The sequence below is a fragment of the Streptomyces sp. NPDC058274 genome, from assembly GCF_042881375.1.
Classification (GTDB): domain Bacteria; phylum Actinomycetota; class Actinomycetes; order Streptomycetales; family Streptomycetaceae; genus Streptomyces.
Map to the genome: position 1 here is coordinate 19,266 of NZ_JBHVXW010000001.1, position 13,278 is coordinate 32,543.

A 13,278-nucleotide genomic window follows, 5' to 3' on the forward strand; every position below is an offset into this window, starting at 1 on the left:
CGACGCCCATCGGCTCGTGCCCCATACGTCGACGGGGGCCCAGCACCTCCGTGGTGCCGGGCCCCCGTCCTGGTCAGGGGTGGGTTACTCCGACGGCGCCCAGTAGTCGGCCAGGGTGGCGACACCGGGCTCCAGGGTTTTCCAGGAGCCGGTGAAGGTGAGGACCGCGAAGGCGGCGGTGGGGAAGCCCCGGCTGTTCATCCGGGCGCGGGCATCACCCTCGGAGGGGCCCGCCAGGATGTCGGCGAGGCCCTGGGCTCCGGGGTTGTGACCGATCAGGACCACGTTCTGCGCGTCGTCCGGCGTTTCGTTGAGCACGGCGATCAGCTCGCCCGGCGAGGCCTCGTAGAGCCGCTCCTCATAGACCGTTTTCGGCCGGTGAGGGAGCTCGTGGACGGCGAGCTTCCATGTCTCGCGGGTCCGGGTCGCGGTGGAGCAGAGGGCCAGGTCGAGGGCGATGCCCGTATCGGCCAGCTTGCGTCCGGTGGTGGCGGCGTCCAAGCGGCCCCGGTCAGCGAGCGGCCGCTCGTGGTCGGACACCTGGGGCCAGTCGGCTTTCGCATGCCGGAAGATGACAATCCTGCGGGGTTCTGCGACGCTCATACGTCCCAGCTTCGCATGAAACACGCCATGGGGCGCAGGGAGTTGACCCGCTCCGACGACAGGGTTGACGGGACCCCCGCAGGCCGCCGCCGAACCGCGCGGACGCCACGGGCGCGGAGTCCGTACGGGCCGCGTCCTCCCCGCTCCGGCTCAGTGCTTCCTTCCACGCTCGCCGACCGTCGCGCCTCGCGCCAGCCGGGGGACTCCGACCTCCACGGTCCGGCACCAGCCGCCACGGCCCGATCCCGGCAAGGCGGCTCTCCTCACCCAGGCCAGGTCGGCCCAGGCCGGACCAGGTCAGGTCAGGTCAGGTCAGGTCAGTTCAGGTCAGTTCAGATACAGCTCAGGTCAGATCCAGCTCAGCACCGTCTGCTGGATGTGCTCGACGACGCGGGAGATCAACGGGTCCCCGGCCGCGGCGTGCGCGTCCGAAGGGTTCGCTATCAGTGCCAGGAGCACGATGAAGGCGAGGGCGGGAAGGGCCAGGGCCCACCAGGGCAGTCGGCTGTCTACGCCGCCCGTGGTCGCCGGGAGGGGCGGGGTGTGCGTGGGGGCCGGCATGACGCCTCCGTGAGTCTCCGAGTGGTCCGTGGACCGCGTCCTCGCGACCACATCTCGAAGCTACGGAATCCGCGGCCCTCAACCCATCCGGAGATCCACCCACTTGACCCTGACACTCGCCCCCTAGGGGATGGGGGGCTAACCCCACCATCGACGGCGGCGGCCGGGGCCTACGGTGAGGCGATCGACGCGATGACGCCGATGATCACGGTGATGGCCAGCATCGCGCCGAGCACGAGCAGCAGCTTCTTCTGGCCGTTCTGGGGATTCGGATCGAGCACAGGCATGCGGCCAGTCTCGCACCCCCGGTACGCCCCACCGCCGCCGGGGCCGGGTACCGCCAGGCCTCGGCGGGCCACCGATCCATTGGCCTCAGGCCACGCTCCGCTCGGTCCGGCCCACCGGTCTCAGGCCGCGGTATCGGCCGTGGTCTGCTCGGGTCCGGCCCACCGGTCTCAGGCCGCGGTATCGGCCGTGGTCTCCTCGGTCCGCCCCACCGGCCTCAGGCCGCGGTCTCAGTCCGCCTGGTCTGGTCCGGTCGACCGTCGACCGGACCAGGCGCCCCGCCAAGTCCCCGGCTCCGGTCCCCGCCCGCCGGCCCGGCCTCAGGCCGCCGCCTCGTCCTCCACCGTGCGGTTGCGGCCCGCGAAGACGCCCACCACGATCTGCGGGACCATCAGCCCGGCCATGAGGGCGATCGGCAGTCCCCAGCCGCCGCTGTGCTGGTAGAGCACGCCCACCAGGAGCGGGCCGGGGATCGAGATCAGATAGCCGGTGCTCTGGGCGAAGGCCGACAGCTTGGCGACGCCCGCGCCGGTCCTGGCCCGCATGCCGACCATCGTGAGAGCCAGCGGGAAGGCGCAGTTGGCGACACCGAGGAGGACCGCCCAGGCCCAGGCGCCCCCCGCCGGCGCGAGGTACAGGCCGGCGTATCCGGCGAGGCCGCTGACGCCGAGCACGACCACGATCGGCCCCTGGTGCGGCAGCCGGGTGGCGAGGCGCGGAATGACGAACGCCAGCGGCACGCCCATCACCATCGTGACGGCTAGGAGCAGCCCCGCGGTGCCAGCCGGGACACCCGCGTCACGGAAGATCTGCGCCATCCAGCCCATCGTGATGTACGCGGCGGTCGCCTGGAGCCCGAAGAAGACGGCGAGCGCCCAGGCGGTACGGCTCCGGGTGATCCGCAGCCCGTCGGGCTCGGCACCCACGGCCGCACCGGCAGTCGTACCAACCGCCTTCCCTGCCCCACCAGCGGCACCGGCACCACCGAACGCACCGCTCACGTTCTCACCGCGCCGAGCACGCAGCAGCGCGATCCACGGCAGTACGGCGACCCCCGCGAGGGCCGCCCACACCGCGAGCCCGGACTGCCAGTTCCCGCCCAGGGCGTCGGTCATGGGCACGGTCACCGCGGCGGCGGCCGCGGTGCCGAGCGCGAGTGCCATCGAGTAGAGGCCGGTCATGGAACCGACCCGGTCCGGGAACCAGCGCTTGACGATCACCGGCATCAGTACGTTGCTGACCGCGATGCCCATGAGCGCCAGCGCGCTGGCGGCCAGGAAGCCGGCCGTGTTCCCCGCGTACGGCCGGATCAGCAGGCCCGCCGTGATGGCGACCATGCCGGCGCAGACGACCGCACCCGGACCGAACCGGCGGGCGAGGCGCGGTGCCATGACCCCGAAGACGGCGAAGCAGAGCGGGGGCACGGAGGTGAGCAGCCCGGCGACGCTGCCGCTCATCCCGAGCCCGGCACGCACCTCTTCGAGGAGGGCGCCGAGGCTGGTGATGGCCGGCCGCAGGTTGAGGGCCGTGAGGACGATGCCGGCGACCACCAGACGCGTCGTCCACGCGCGCGTGGGGGGCGTGACGCCCTCGGGCTCCGTGATCGCGGAGCTGCGTATCGGTGGGGACGACTTCGTTCGGGTCTCCTCGCTTGCCATGACGCCATCATAGAATCATGGGATGATTGGCTGTCCAATCCTGTTGCGTTAATCTCCGGAGCCTCCGGCCCCGCAGGAAGGCCCGTACGAAGGACCGTCATGCCGCTGAGCCACCCCCGCCGTTCGGCGCTGTCCGAGCAGGTCATCGCCGAGCTGCGGAACCAGATCACCTCGGGCGAGTGGCCGGTCGGCTCCCGCATCCCCACCGAACAGGAGCTGGTCGAGCTGCTGGGCGTCGCCCGCAACACGGTCCGCGAGGCGGTCCGCGCCCTCGCGCACAACGGCCTGCTCGACATCCGCCAGGGCTCGGGCACCTTTGTCGTGGCGACCAGTGAACTGGCGGGCGTGATGCACCGGCGGTTCGCGGACGCCGACCCGCGTCACATCGCCGAGCTGCGGTCCACGCTGGAGTCGAGCGCGGCCGAGCTGGCCGCGCGGCGCCGCACGGAGCGCGATCTGAAGCAGCTGGACGCCCTTCTCGTACGCCGCGAGGAGGCCTGGGAGTCGGGCGATGCGGAGGCCTTCGTGACCGCGGACGCGACCTTCCATCTGGCGGTCGTGGCCGCCTCCCACAACGACGCCATGACGGCGATGTACGCCGACCTGGGCGAGGTACTGCGCGACTGGCTGCGCGCGGACGTCGGCGAGAAGCTGACGCCGGAGACGTACATGGACCACGCCCGGCTGGTCGACGCGATCCGCGCGGGCGACGCGACGGCGTCCGCCAAGGAGGCCGCGAGCTATCCGTTCCAGTGCCGCCCGGGACGGTTCGAGGGGCGGACGCGCGAGGTCACGTCCGGCGACTGACGGGACGCGGCCGGATCACACGCACCCTGAGGCGGCTCCGGCGACCCGTCGCGGGCGCGCACCCTCACTTCTCGTGGCTGACCCAGACCGAGCGGATCTCCTTCCAGCACCGGCCCGTCAGCCGTACGGTCTCGGCGGGCCCGGCGCCGACGCGGGCGCCGTCGCTGTCCACGTCCCACCAGCGGTCGCACTCGACGTGCAGGCTGACGCGGTCGGTCTCCGGATACGGGTTGTGGCAGTAGGCGGTCACGTGCGATCCGTGGACCGCGGTACGGCAGGAGGCCCCGAACGGTCTCTTGTCGGGCACGCGCGCGTGGGGGCCCTTTACCGGATGGTGCGACGTCTGCGAGGCGGCGTCAGCGGGGAGCGCGACGAGGAGTACCAGCGCGGCCAGTACCGGGGCGGAGCGGGGGGACAGGCGCACAAGGGAGACCTCCTCGGCCGTGCTCGGGAGGGAAACGCGTCCTCAGTGCGGACTGAGTGCGTACGTGACGCGTACTCCAGAGTGCGCTCCCACCGGCCGCCTCCGCCCGGCCGGTGGGGCCGAACGGGTGACGCCCCGCTCACCGCGCGTGGCGGGAAACGGGGCGTCATCGGCGTACGGAGAGAACGCGTCGGCACGGCAGGAAGGCCGGGCCGGGCCGCCGGCGAAGGCGGGCCGGCCGGCGGCTACGCGCCGATCGCGTGCAGACCGCCGTCGACGTGGATGATCTCGCCGGTGGTCTTCGGGAACCAGTCGCTCAGCAGGGCGACGATGCCCTTGCCGGCCGGCTCCGGGTCCTTGAGGTCCCACTCCAGCGGGGAGCGGTTGTCCCACACGGAGGCCAGCTCGCTGAAGCCCGGGATGGACTTGGCGGCCATCGAACCGAGCGGGCCCGCGGAGATGAGGTTGCAGCGGATGTTCTGCTTGCCCAGGTCACGGGCGAGGTAGCGACTGGTCGCCTCCAGGGCCGCCTTGGCCGGGCCCATCCAGTCGTACTGCGGCCACGCGAACTGTGCGTCGAAGGTGAGGCCGACGACCGAGCCGCCGTTCTGCATCAGCGGCAGACAGGCCGTGGTCAGCGACTTCAGGGAGTACGCCGAGACGTGCATGGCGGTGGCGACCGACTCGAACGGCGTGTTGAGGAAATTGCCGCCGAGCGCGTCCGGCGGCGCGAACCCGATGGAGTGGACGACTCCGTCGAGGCCGCCGAGCTCCTCGCCGACGACCTCCGCAAGACGCCCGAGGTGCTCGTCGTTGGTGACGTCGAGCTCGATGACCTTGGTCGGCTTGGGGAGCTTCTTGGCGATGCGCTCGGTCAGCGTGGGCCGCGGGAACGCGGTCAGGATGATCTCGGCACCCTGCTCCTGGGCCTGCTTGGCGGCGTGGAAGGCGATGGAGGATTCCAGCAGCACACCGCTGATCAGGACGCGCTTGCCCTCGAGAATTCCGCTCATGGTGATCAGTGACCCATTCCCAGTCCGCCGTCAACCGGGATGACGGCTCCAGTGATGTACGAGGCGTCGTCGGAGGCGAGGAACCGCACCGTCGCGGCGATCTCCTCCGGCTGCGCGTACCGGCCCAGCGGGACCTGCGACACGATGTTCTCGCGCTGCTCGTCGTTGAGCGCCTTGGTCATGTCGGTGTCGACGAAGCCGGGCGCGACGACGTTGAAGGTGATGTTGCGCGACCCGAGCTCACGGGCGAGCGAGCGCGCGAAGCCGACCAGGGCTGCCTTGGAGGCGGCGTAGTTCGCCTGGCCCGCGGAGCCGAGCAGCCCGACGACCGACGAGATCAGGACGACGCGGCCCTTCTTGGCCCGCAGCATGCCGCGGTTGGCGCGCTTGACGACGCGGAAGGTGCCGGTGAGGTTGGTGTCGATGACCGAGGTGAAGTCCTCCTCGGACATCCGCAGCAGGAGCTGGTCCTTGGTGATGCCCGCGTTGGCGATCAGCACCTCGACCGGACCGTGCTCGGCCTCGATCTCCTTGTAGGCCTGCTCCACCTGCTCGCTGTCGGTGATGTCGCACTTGACGGCGAGGCAGCCCAGCTCCGTGAGGGCGGCCGGCGGCTCACCGGAGCGGTAGGTGATGGCGACCTTGTCGCCGGCGTCGGCGAACGCGCGGGCGATGGCGAGGCCGATGCCCCGGTTGCCTCCGGTGACGAGAACCGAGCGGCTCAACGGATCACCCTTTCGATAGCGGACTTGAACCCCTGCAAGACAGGCGCCTTCTTCGAAAACCTATCGGTCCTCTCCGCCTCCCGGAGAATCGGGCACCGACAGTGGCTCGCTGCGGCTCCTGTCGGATCCCTACAGAATGCCGTGGTCACCGACAGAAAGGTGTGGTCCCCGGGCCGGTCGGCGCGACATGATCGGTACCCACAGGCCACGACAGCAGGGAGACCTCGGTGCCTCATTCCATCGACGAAGCCTTTACGGCGCTACCACTGCGCGCCCTGGCCGACGCGGCGCTCGCGCGGGCGCGCGCGCTGGGTGCCGACCACGCGGACTTCCGGTTCGAGCGGGTGCGCAGCGCGTCCTGGCGGCTGCGCGACGCCAAGCCCGCCGGCTCGTCGGACACGACGGACCTCGGCTACGCGGTGCGGGTCGTGCATGGCGGCACGTGGGGCTTCGCGTCGGGGGTGGACCTGACGATGGACGCCGCCGCGAAGGTCGCGTCACAGGCCGTGGCCATGGCGAAGCTCTCGGCCCAGGTGATCAAGGCGGCCGGTTCGGACGAGCGCGTGGAGCTGGCCGACGAGCCGGTGCACGCCGAGCAGACCTGGATCTCCGCGTACGACATCGATCCCTTCTCGGTGCCGGCCGAGGAGAAGGCCGGGCTGCTGGCCGACTGGAGCGCCGGGCTGCTGGCGGCCGACGGCGTCAACCATGTCGATGCCTCGCTGCTGACGGTGCACGAGAACAAGTTCTACGCCGACACCGCCGGGACCGTCACCACGCAGCAGCGGGTACGGCTGCATCCGCAGCTGACCGCGGTCGCCGTCGACGAGTCCAGCGGCGAGTTCGATTCGATGCGGACCATCGCTCCGCCGGCCGGGCGGGGCTGGGAGTATCTGACGGGCACCGGCTGGGACTGGGAGTCCGAGCTCGCGCGGATCCCGGAGCTGCTGGCCGAGAAGATGCGGGCACCGAGCGTCGAGGCGGGCGCGTACGACCTCGTCGTCGACCCCTCCAACCTGTGGCTGACGATCCACGAGTCGATCGGACACGCCACCGAACTGGACCGCGCGCTGGGCTACGAGGCCGCGTACGCCGGGACCTCCTTCGCCACCTTCGACCAGCTGGGCAAGCTGAAGTACGGCTCCGAGCTGATGAACGTCACCGGGGACCGCACCGCCGAGCACGGGCTCGCGACCATCGGGTACGACGACGAGGGCGTGGCCGGGCAGTCCTGGGACCTCGTCAAGGACGGGACCCTCGTCGGCTACCAGCTGGACCGGCGCATCGCCAGGCTGACCGGCTTCGACCGGTCCAACGGATGCGCGTACGCCGACTCCCCCGGGCATGTGCCCGTGCAGCGCATGGCCAACGTCTCGCTGCAGCCGGACCCCGCCGGGCTGTCCACGGAGGACCTGATCGGCAGCGTCGACCGCGGGATCTACGTCGTCGGCGACCGCTCCTGGTCCATCGACATGCAGCGCTACAACTTCCAGTTCACCGGGCAGCGGTTCTTCAGGATCGAGAACGGCCGGATCACCGGTCAGCTGCGCGATGTCGCCTACCAGGCGACGACCACCGACTTCTGGGGTTCGATGGCCGCCGTGGGCGGCCCGCAGACGTACGTCCTGGGCGGTGCCTTCAACTGCGGCAAGGCCCAGCCGGGCCAGGTCGCGGCGGTCTCGCACGGCTGCCCGTCCGCCCTCTTCAAGGGTGTCAACATCCTCAACACCACCCAGGAGGCCGGTCGATGAGCGCCCGTACGAACAAGCCGCACGAGATCGTCGAGCGCGCCCTCGCCCTGTCCCGCGCCGACGGCTGCGTGGTGATCGCCGACGAGCACTCCACCGCCAACCTGCGCTGGGCGGGCAACGCGCTGACCACGAACGGCGTGACGCGCGGACGCACACTGACCGTCATCGCCACCGTGGACGGCCGCGAGGGCACCGCGTCCGGTGTCGTCTCGCGCTCCGCCGTGACCCCGGACGAGCTGGAGCCGCTGGTGCGGGCCGCGGAGGCGGCGGCGCGGGGTGCGGGTCCGGCCGAGGACGCCCAGCCGCTCGTCTCGGGCGTGCCGGAGTCCCCCGACTTCGCGGACGCGCCCGCCGAGACCTCGTCCGCGGTCTTCACCGACTTCGCGCCGGCGCTCGGTGAGTCCTTCGCACGCGCGCGTGCCGGCGGCCGCGAGCTGTACGGGTTCGCCAACCACGAGGTCGTATCCAGCTATCTGGGTTCGTCCACGGGGCTGCGCCTGCGGCACGACCAGCCCAACGGGACGCTGGAGCTCAACGCCAAGTCGCCGGACCGTACGCGCTCGGCGTGGGCGGGGCGCTCCACCCGGGACTTCAAGGACGTCGACCCGGCGGCGCTGGACGCCGAGCTGGCGACGCGGCTCGGCTGGGCGGAGCGGCACCTCGACCTGCCCGCCGGGCGCTACGAGACGCTGCTGCCGCCGACCGCCGTCGCGGACCTGCTGATCTACCAGATGTGGTCGGCGGCGGCCCGGGACGCGGCCGAGGGCCGCACGGTGTTCAGCAAGCCCGGCGGCGGGACCCGCGTCGGCGAGCGGCTCACCGAGCTGCCCCTGACGCTGCGCAGCGACCCGCACGAGCCGGGCCTGGAGAGCGCCCCCTTCGTCCTCGCGCACTCCTCGGGCGACGACGCCTCGGTGTTCGACAACGGACTGCCGCTGACCGCGACCGAGTGGATCGGGGCGGGCGAGCTCAAGCATCTGTCGACCACCCGGCACAGCGCGGCCCTGACCGGTCTGCCGTTGGCGCCTTCGATCGGCAATCTGATCCTGGACGGGGGTGCGGACCGCTCGCTGGAGGAGATGGTCGCGGACACCGGCCGCGGTCTGCTGCTGACGTCCCTCTGGTACATCCGCGAGGTCGACCCGGCGACGCTGCTGCTGACCGGGCTGACCCGGGACGGCGTGTACCTCGTCGAGAACGGCGAGGTGGTGGGCGAGGTGAACAACTTCCGGTTCAACGAGTCACCGGTCGGTCTGCTGGGGCGGGCCACGGAGGCCGGGCGCACGGAAAAGACGCTGCCCCGCGAGTGGAGCGACTGGTTCACCAGGGCTGCGGCGCCCGCCCTGCGAGTGCCCGACTTCAATATGAGCTCTGTCAGTCAGGGCGTATAACCTCGTAGCTGGTTGTCACCCGACTGCCCGGACATCATCCAAGGAGATACGAGAACCGTGACGGACATCGTCGACGAGCTGAAGTGGCGCGGGCTGATCGCCCTCTCCACCGACGAGGACGCATTGCGCAAGGCGTTCGCGGACGGTCCTGTCACGTTCTATTGCGGCTTCGACCCGACCGCGCCCAGCCTGCACCTCGGCAACCTCGTGCAGATCCTGACGATGCGCCGGATCCAGCAGGCGGGCAACCGCCCACTGGGCCTGGTCGGGGGCGCCACGGGCCTGATCGGCGACCCGAAGCCGAATTCGGAGCGCACGCTCAACGCCCCCGAGATCGTGGCCCAGTGGGTGGAGCGGCTGCGCGCGCAGATCGCGCCGCTGCTCGACTTCGAGGGGCCGCACGCGGCGGTCATGGTCAACAACCTGGACTGGACCCAGGGCATGTCGGCCATCGAGTTCCTGCGTGACGTGGGCAAGCACTTCCGGGTCAACAAGATGATCGCGAAGGAGGCCGTCTCCCGGCGGCTCAACTCCGACGCGGGCATCAGCTACACCGAGTTCAGCTACCAGATCCTGCAGGGCATGGACTTCCTGGAGCTCTACCGCAGGTACGGCTGCACGCTGCAGACCGGCGGCAGTGACCAGTGGGGCAACCTCACCTCGGGCACCGACCTGATCCACCGGGTCGACCCGGAGGCCGCGGTGCACGCCCTGGGCACCCCGCTGATCACCAAGGCGGACGGCACCAAGTTCGGCAAGACGGAGTCCGGCACGGTCTGGCTCGACCCCGAGATGACCACGCCGTACGCCTTCTACCAGTTCTGGATGAACGCGGACGACCGGGACGTCTCCAAGTTCCTGCGGATCTTCAGCTTCAGGTCCCGCGAGGAGATCGAGGAGCTGGAGCGGCAGACCGAGGAGCGCCCGCAGGCCCGGGCGGCGCACCGCGCGCTGGCCGAGGAGCTCACGACGCTGGTGCACGGCGCCGACCAGACGGCCGCCGTGGTCGCCGCGTCCAGGGCCCTCTTCGGCCAGGGCGAGCTCGACGGCCTGGACGGGGCGACGCTGGCCGCGGCCCTCTCCGAGGTGCCGCACATCCAGGTCGCCGAGCTCGGCCCTGTGGTGGACCTCTTCGCCGAGGTGGGCCTGGTCGCCAGCAAGTCGGCCGCGCGGCGCACGGTGAAGGAGGGCGGCGCGTACGTGAACAACGTCAAGGTCGCCGCCGAGGACGCCGTCCCCGCCAAGGAGGAACTGCTGCACGGTCGCTGGCTGGTGCTGCGCCGGGGCAAGAAGAACCTGGCAGCGGTGGAGGTCACCGGCGGCTGAGCGGGCCGGGTCCCAGCGGCCCTGCGTCCGGACGCACGAAGGGGGCGGCCCCGTCACGGGCCGCCCCCTTCGCCATGCGGTGCACCGTTTCGCCGGCGGTCTGCGCTGCGCGGGTACGGTGCCCTGCGACCGGCGGAGGCTTGGCCCCTGCGCCGGCCGGTCGGCTCAGCCTCAGGCTCGTTGCCGCTTGTTGCCCCGTACGGCCATGTACAGCATGTCGCCGAGGAAGACGATGACGATCGCGGCCGCGAGCTGGAGGCCATGCCTGCCCCAGTCGATGCCCTTGGTCTCCGCGATCCCGATCGCACGGGCGATGGCGTTGCCGACGATGGCTCCGAGAATGCCGAAGATCGTGGTCAGCCAGAGCGGGCTGTGCTGCTTGCCCGGAATGATCGCCTTGGCCAGCAGGCCCAGCACGAATCCCACGATGATCGCCCACAACCAGCCCATCGCTGCCTCCTAGTACGGCTCCCAGCGAGCATTACGCCCAGTCTCGGGCGGTCCGCCATACGGCGCATGTCGGGCAGAGCCATACGCGGTACGGCGCAGCCGGTCCCCCGGACCGGGGGTGCCCCCGGTCTCGTGGACGGCGCAGCCGCGGCGTAACGTGGAGCGTGTTCGGGCCCTGGTCCCTGACCGGGTTCGGGCGGGCGCGGGCCGGGGAGAGTCCGATACAGGCGGGCGGTGGAATGTGCTGCGGAAGCAGAGCAAGGGCGAGGTCTTCCGGATCACAGGAGCCAGACAGGGACTCGACGAGGACGTGCGCGGCCGGCAGCGCCGCTACATCATCTCGATGAGCGTGCGCACGGTCGCGGTGGTGCTCGGCGCCGCCCTCTGGAACGTCGAACGGCACGTCGCACTGGTCGCCCTGGTGCTCGGGATGCTCCTCCCGTATGTGGCGGTGGTGATCGCCAACGCCGGGCGGGAGAACGCCCCTTCACTGCCGTCCACGTTCGTCGCAGCCCCGGTGCGCCCGATGATCGCGCCGCCCCGGGCGGAGGAGTTCGCGGAACCCGTCCCGGGGTCCGTGCCGCACGACGTGTGGACCGGGCCGGAGGCGGGTCGTCGGGGCGAACCGCGCGAGCGGACCTGACCCCGGCGGATCAGCCGAATCCGGATCCGTACGAGGTGGCAAGCCGTGTACCAAGCTCAAGAAAAGCTCAGATCAATCATGTTGTTCCGGTGCCGGGCACCGGGTCCCCCGTGACATACTTCGTACGCGCTCCGCATCCCCCGTCGGAGCGACGGACCGACGCCGGGCAGCTCCCCCCGTGGCTGCTCGGCGTCGCCCATGAGGAGCCGTTTAGGGTTGAGGCGTGACCTTCCCCCTCCCCGATTCTTCCCCCGCCACCGCGCAGTGCTCCGCCAAGGGCTGCCGTACCGACGCGGTGTGGGTCCTCGCCTGGAACAACCCGAAACTGCACACGCCCGAGCGCCGCAAGACGTGGCTCGCGTGTGAGGAACACCGTGAGCATCTCTCCCAGTTCCTGGGTGTGCGCGGGTTCCTGAAGGACGTGGTGCCCCTGGCCGAGTGGGAGTCTGCGGAGCGCTGACCGCCCGGCGGAATCCGACCGCCGTACGACAGAGCGCCGGTCCCGCCCGTCGGCGTCGCCCGCTCCGGCCGCAGCAGCGGCGTCAGCCGCCGATCGCCGACATCGGCCGCTCCGGCTGGAGGAACGACGGGTCGTCGAGGCCCGAGCCCGCCTTCTTGCCCCACATCGCGAGCCGCCAGATACGGGCGATCTCCTCGTCCGGGGCGTCGGACCGCAGCGCGGCCCGCAGATCGGTCTCCTCGGTGGCGAACAGACAGGTGCGGACCTGGCCGTCGGCCGTCAGTCGCGTGCGGTCGCAGGCCGAGCAGAAGGGGCGGGTGACCGAGGCGATCACGCCGACGCGGTGCGGGCCGCCGTCGACGAGCCAGCGCTCCGCGGGGGCGGAGCCGCGCTCGGTGGTGCCCTCCTCGGTGAGCTCGAAGCGCGTACGCAGTGAGGCGAGGATGTCGCCCGCGGTGACCATGCCGTCGCGCTTCCAGCCGTGCTGGGCGTCCAGGGGCATCTGCTCGATGAACCGCAGTTCGTAGTCGTGCTCGACGGCCCAGGCGAGCAGGTCGGGGGCCTCGTCCTGATTGAGGCCCGGCATCAGGACCGTGTTGACCTTGACCGGGGTGAGGCCCGCGTCGCGCGCCGCAGCCAGGCCCTCGATGACGTCCTTGTGGCGGTCACGGCGGGTGAGGGTCTTGAAGACGTCCGGGCGGAGGGTGTCCAGCGAGACGTTGACCCGGTCGAGGCCGGCCGCCTTCAGGGCGGTCGCGGTGCGCTTGAGGCCGATGCCGTTGGTCGTCAGGGACATCTGGGGGCGCGGTGCCAGAGCGGCGACCCGCTCGACGATGCCGACGAGGCCGGGGCGGAGCAGGGGCTCGCCGCCGGTGAAGCGGACCTCGGTGATGCCGAGGCTGGTGACGGCTATCCCGATGAGGCGGACGATCTCGTCGTCCGTGAGCAGGTCCGGCTTGGCCAGCCACTGCAGGCCCTCTTCCGGCATGCAGTACGTACACCGGAGATTGCAGCGGTCGGTCAGCGAGACACGCAGGTCGGTGGCCACCCGGCCATAGGTGTCAATGAGCACGTGGGCCCCCTCCCTCGATACCGGATCACATTCGTCTGACACCAGCGAGCCTACGTGACAGGGCTGACAACGGCGGCGGCCCGATCCCACGAGGTACGGCGAGGCCCCG

At 71.0% G+C, this 13,278-nt stretch carries 15 protein-coding genes; 6 read left to right on the forward strand and 9 right to left on the reverse strand.

Annotated elements, in window-relative coordinates; genetic code table 11:
• Nucleotides 1-84: 84 nt before the first annotated feature.
• From ACFVYF_RS00095 to ACFVYF_RS00110, 4 genes are all read right to left on the reverse strand, one after another.
• On the reverse strand, nucleotides 85-603 hold the full coding sequence (locus tag ACFVYF_RS00095) for a SixA phosphatase family protein (RefSeq protein WP_389448340.1): 519 nt from the start codon (nucleotides 601-603) through the stop codon (nucleotides 85-87).
• A gap of 348 nt (nucleotides 604-951) precedes the next feature.
• Complete coding sequence (locus tag ACFVYF_RS00100; protein ID WP_389448342.1) at nucleotides 952-1,164, reverse strand: hypothetical protein; 213 nt, start codon at nucleotides 1,162-1,164, stop codon at nucleotides 952-954.
• 170 nt (nucleotides 1,165-1,334) lie between these two features.
• The gene (locus ACFVYF_RS00105; protein WP_358853437.1) at nucleotides 1,335-1,451 is read right to left on the reverse strand and encodes an SGM_5486 family transporter-associated protein; all 117 of its coding nucleotides are present in this window, start codon (nucleotides 1,449-1,451) and stop codon (nucleotides 1,335-1,337) included.
• 318 nt (nucleotides 1,452-1,769) lie between these two features.
• The gene (locus tag ACFVYF_RS00110; RefSeq protein ID WP_389448345.1) at nucleotides 1,770-3,107 is read right to left on the reverse strand and encodes a CynX/NimT family MFS transporter; all 1,338 of its coding nucleotides are present in this window, start codon (nucleotides 3,105-3,107) and stop codon (nucleotides 1,770-1,772) included.
• Nucleotides 3,108-3,206: 99 nt separating this feature from the next.
• On the opposite strand from ACFVYF_RS00110, the gene ACFVYF_RS00115 reads away from it, so the two are divergent.
• Nucleotides 3,207-3,914 (forward strand): FadR/GntR family transcriptional regulator, encoded by a 708-nt coding sequence (locus ACFVYF_RS00115; protein ID WP_389448348.1) that lies wholly within the window; start codon nucleotides 3,207-3,209, stop codon nucleotides 3,912-3,914.
• A gap of 64 nt (nucleotides 3,915-3,978) precedes the next feature.
• Here the strand turns inward: ACFVYF_RS00115 and ACFVYF_RS00120 are convergent, their stop codons facing one another.
• The 3 genes from ACFVYF_RS00120 to fabG all read right to left on the reverse strand — a co-directional run bounded on the left by ACFVYF_RS00120 (nucleotide 3,979) and on the right by fabG (nucleotide 6,076).
• Nucleotides 3,979-4,338, reverse strand: coding sequence for a hypothetical protein (locus tag ACFVYF_RS00120; RefSeq protein ID WP_389448351.1), 360 nt, complete (start codon nucleotides 4,336-4,338; stop codon nucleotides 3,979-3,981).
• A 245-nt stretch (nucleotides 4,339-4,583) separates the two neighbouring features.
• Nucleotides 4,584-5,351 (reverse strand): enoyl-ACP reductase FabI, encoded by a 768-nt coding sequence (gene fabI / locus ACFVYF_RS00125; RefSeq protein WP_389448354.1) that lies wholly within the window; start codon nucleotides 5,349-5,351, stop codon nucleotides 4,584-4,586.
• Between the two features lie 5 nt (nucleotides 5,352-5,356).
• Nucleotides 5,357-6,076 carry a 3-oxoacyl-[acyl-carrier-protein] reductase gene (gene fabG, locus ACFVYF_RS00130; RefSeq protein ID WP_389448357.1) on the reverse strand — a complete coding sequence of 240 codons (720 nt, stop codon included), beginning with the start codon at nucleotides 6,074-6,076 and terminating at the stop codon, nucleotides 5,357-5,359.
• Between the two features lie 227 nt (nucleotides 6,077-6,303).
• On the opposite strand from fabG, the gene ACFVYF_RS00135 reads away from it, so the two are divergent.
• From ACFVYF_RS00135 to tyrS, 3 genes are read left to right on the forward strand one after another with little or no spacing between them, the layout of a single operon-like run.
• Complete coding sequence (locus tag ACFVYF_RS00135; RefSeq protein WP_389448360.1) at nucleotides 6,304-7,827, forward strand: TldD/PmbA family protein; 1,524 nt, start codon at nucleotides 6,304-6,306, stop codon at nucleotides 7,825-7,827.
• Nucleotides 7,824-9,218 carry a metallopeptidase TldD-related protein gene (locus ACFVYF_RS00140; protein WP_389448363.1) on the forward strand — a complete coding sequence of 465 codons (1,395 nt, stop codon included), beginning with the start codon at nucleotides 7,824-7,826 and terminating at the stop codon, nucleotides 9,216-9,218. The genes ACFVYF_RS00135 and ACFVYF_RS00140 overlap by 4 nt, the downstream gene beginning before the upstream one ends.
• Nucleotides 9,219-9,275: 57 nt before the next feature.
• Complete coding sequence (gene tyrS, locus ACFVYF_RS00145; protein WP_389448366.1) at nucleotides 9,276-10,544, forward strand: tyrosine--tRNA ligase; 1,269 nt, start codon at nucleotides 9,276-9,278, stop codon at nucleotides 10,542-10,544.
• A gap of 171 nt (nucleotides 10,545-10,715) precedes the next feature.
• Here the strand turns inward: tyrS and ACFVYF_RS00150 are convergent, their stop codons facing one another.
• Complete coding sequence (locus tag ACFVYF_RS00150) at nucleotides 10,716-10,994, reverse strand: GlsB/YeaQ/YmgE family stress response membrane protein (protein WP_389448368.1); 279 nt, start codon at nucleotides 10,992-10,994, stop codon at nucleotides 10,716-10,718.
• A gap of 244 nt (nucleotides 10,995-11,238) precedes the next feature.
• On the opposite strand from ACFVYF_RS00150, the gene ACFVYF_RS00155 reads away from it, so the two are divergent.
• Nucleotides 11,239-11,637 (forward strand): DUF3099 domain-containing protein, encoded by a 399-nt coding sequence (locus tag ACFVYF_RS00155; protein WP_389450547.1) that lies wholly within the window; start codon nucleotides 11,239-11,241, stop codon nucleotides 11,635-11,637.
• Between the two features lie 223 nt (nucleotides 11,638-11,860).
• On the forward strand, nucleotides 11,861-12,097 hold the full coding sequence (locus ACFVYF_RS00160) for a hypothetical protein (RefSeq protein ID WP_389448371.1): 237 nt from the start codon (nucleotides 11,861-11,863) through the stop codon (nucleotides 12,095-12,097).
• A gap of 82 nt (nucleotides 12,098-12,179) precedes the next feature.
• On the opposite strand, the gene moaA is transcribed toward ACFVYF_RS00160, so the two are convergent.
• On the reverse strand, nucleotides 12,180-13,169 hold the full coding sequence (moaA, locus tag ACFVYF_RS00165) for a GTP 3',8-cyclase MoaA (RefSeq protein ID WP_389448374.1): 990 nt from the start codon (nucleotides 13,167-13,169) through the stop codon (nucleotides 12,180-12,182).
• Nucleotides 13,170-13,278 lie beyond the last annotated feature (109 nt).

What these genes read in the sequence shown, in the direction of transcription:
- ACFVYF_RS00095 (WP_389448340.1), bottom strand. Translation starts at nt 603, where the DNA reads ATGAGCGTCGCAGAACCCCGCAGGATTGTCATCTTCCGGCATGCGAAA.
- ACFVYF_RS00100 (WP_389448342.1), bottom strand. Translation starts at nt 1,164, where the DNA reads ATGCCGGCCCCCACGCACACCCCGCCCCTCCCGGCGACCACGGGCGGC.
- ACFVYF_RS00105 (WP_358853437.1), bottom strand. Translation starts at nt 1,451, where the DNA reads ATGCCTGTGCTCGATCCGAATCCCCAGAACGGCCAGAAGAAGCTGCTG.
- ACFVYF_RS00110 (WP_389448345.1), bottom strand. Translation starts at nt 3,107, where the DNA reads ATGGCAAGCGAGGAGACCCGAACGAAGTCGTCCCCACCGATACGCAGC.
- ACFVYF_RS00115 (WP_389448348.1), top strand. Translation starts at nt 3,207, where the DNA reads ATGCCGCTGAGCCACCCCCGCCGTTCGGCGCTGTCCGAGCAGGTCATC.
- fabI (WP_389448354.1), bottom strand. Translation starts at nt 5,351, where the DNA reads ATGAGCGGAATTCTCGAGGGCAAGCGCGTCCTGATCAGCGGTGTGCTG.
- ACFVYF_RS00140 (WP_389448363.1), top strand. Translation starts at nt 7,824, where the DNA reads ATGAGCGCCCGTACGAACAAGCCGCACGAGATCGTCGAGCGCGCCCTC.
- ACFVYF_RS00150 (WP_389448368.1), bottom strand. Translation starts at nt 10,994, where the DNA reads ATGGGCTGGTTGTGGGCGATCATCGTGGGATTCGTGCTGGGCCTGCTG.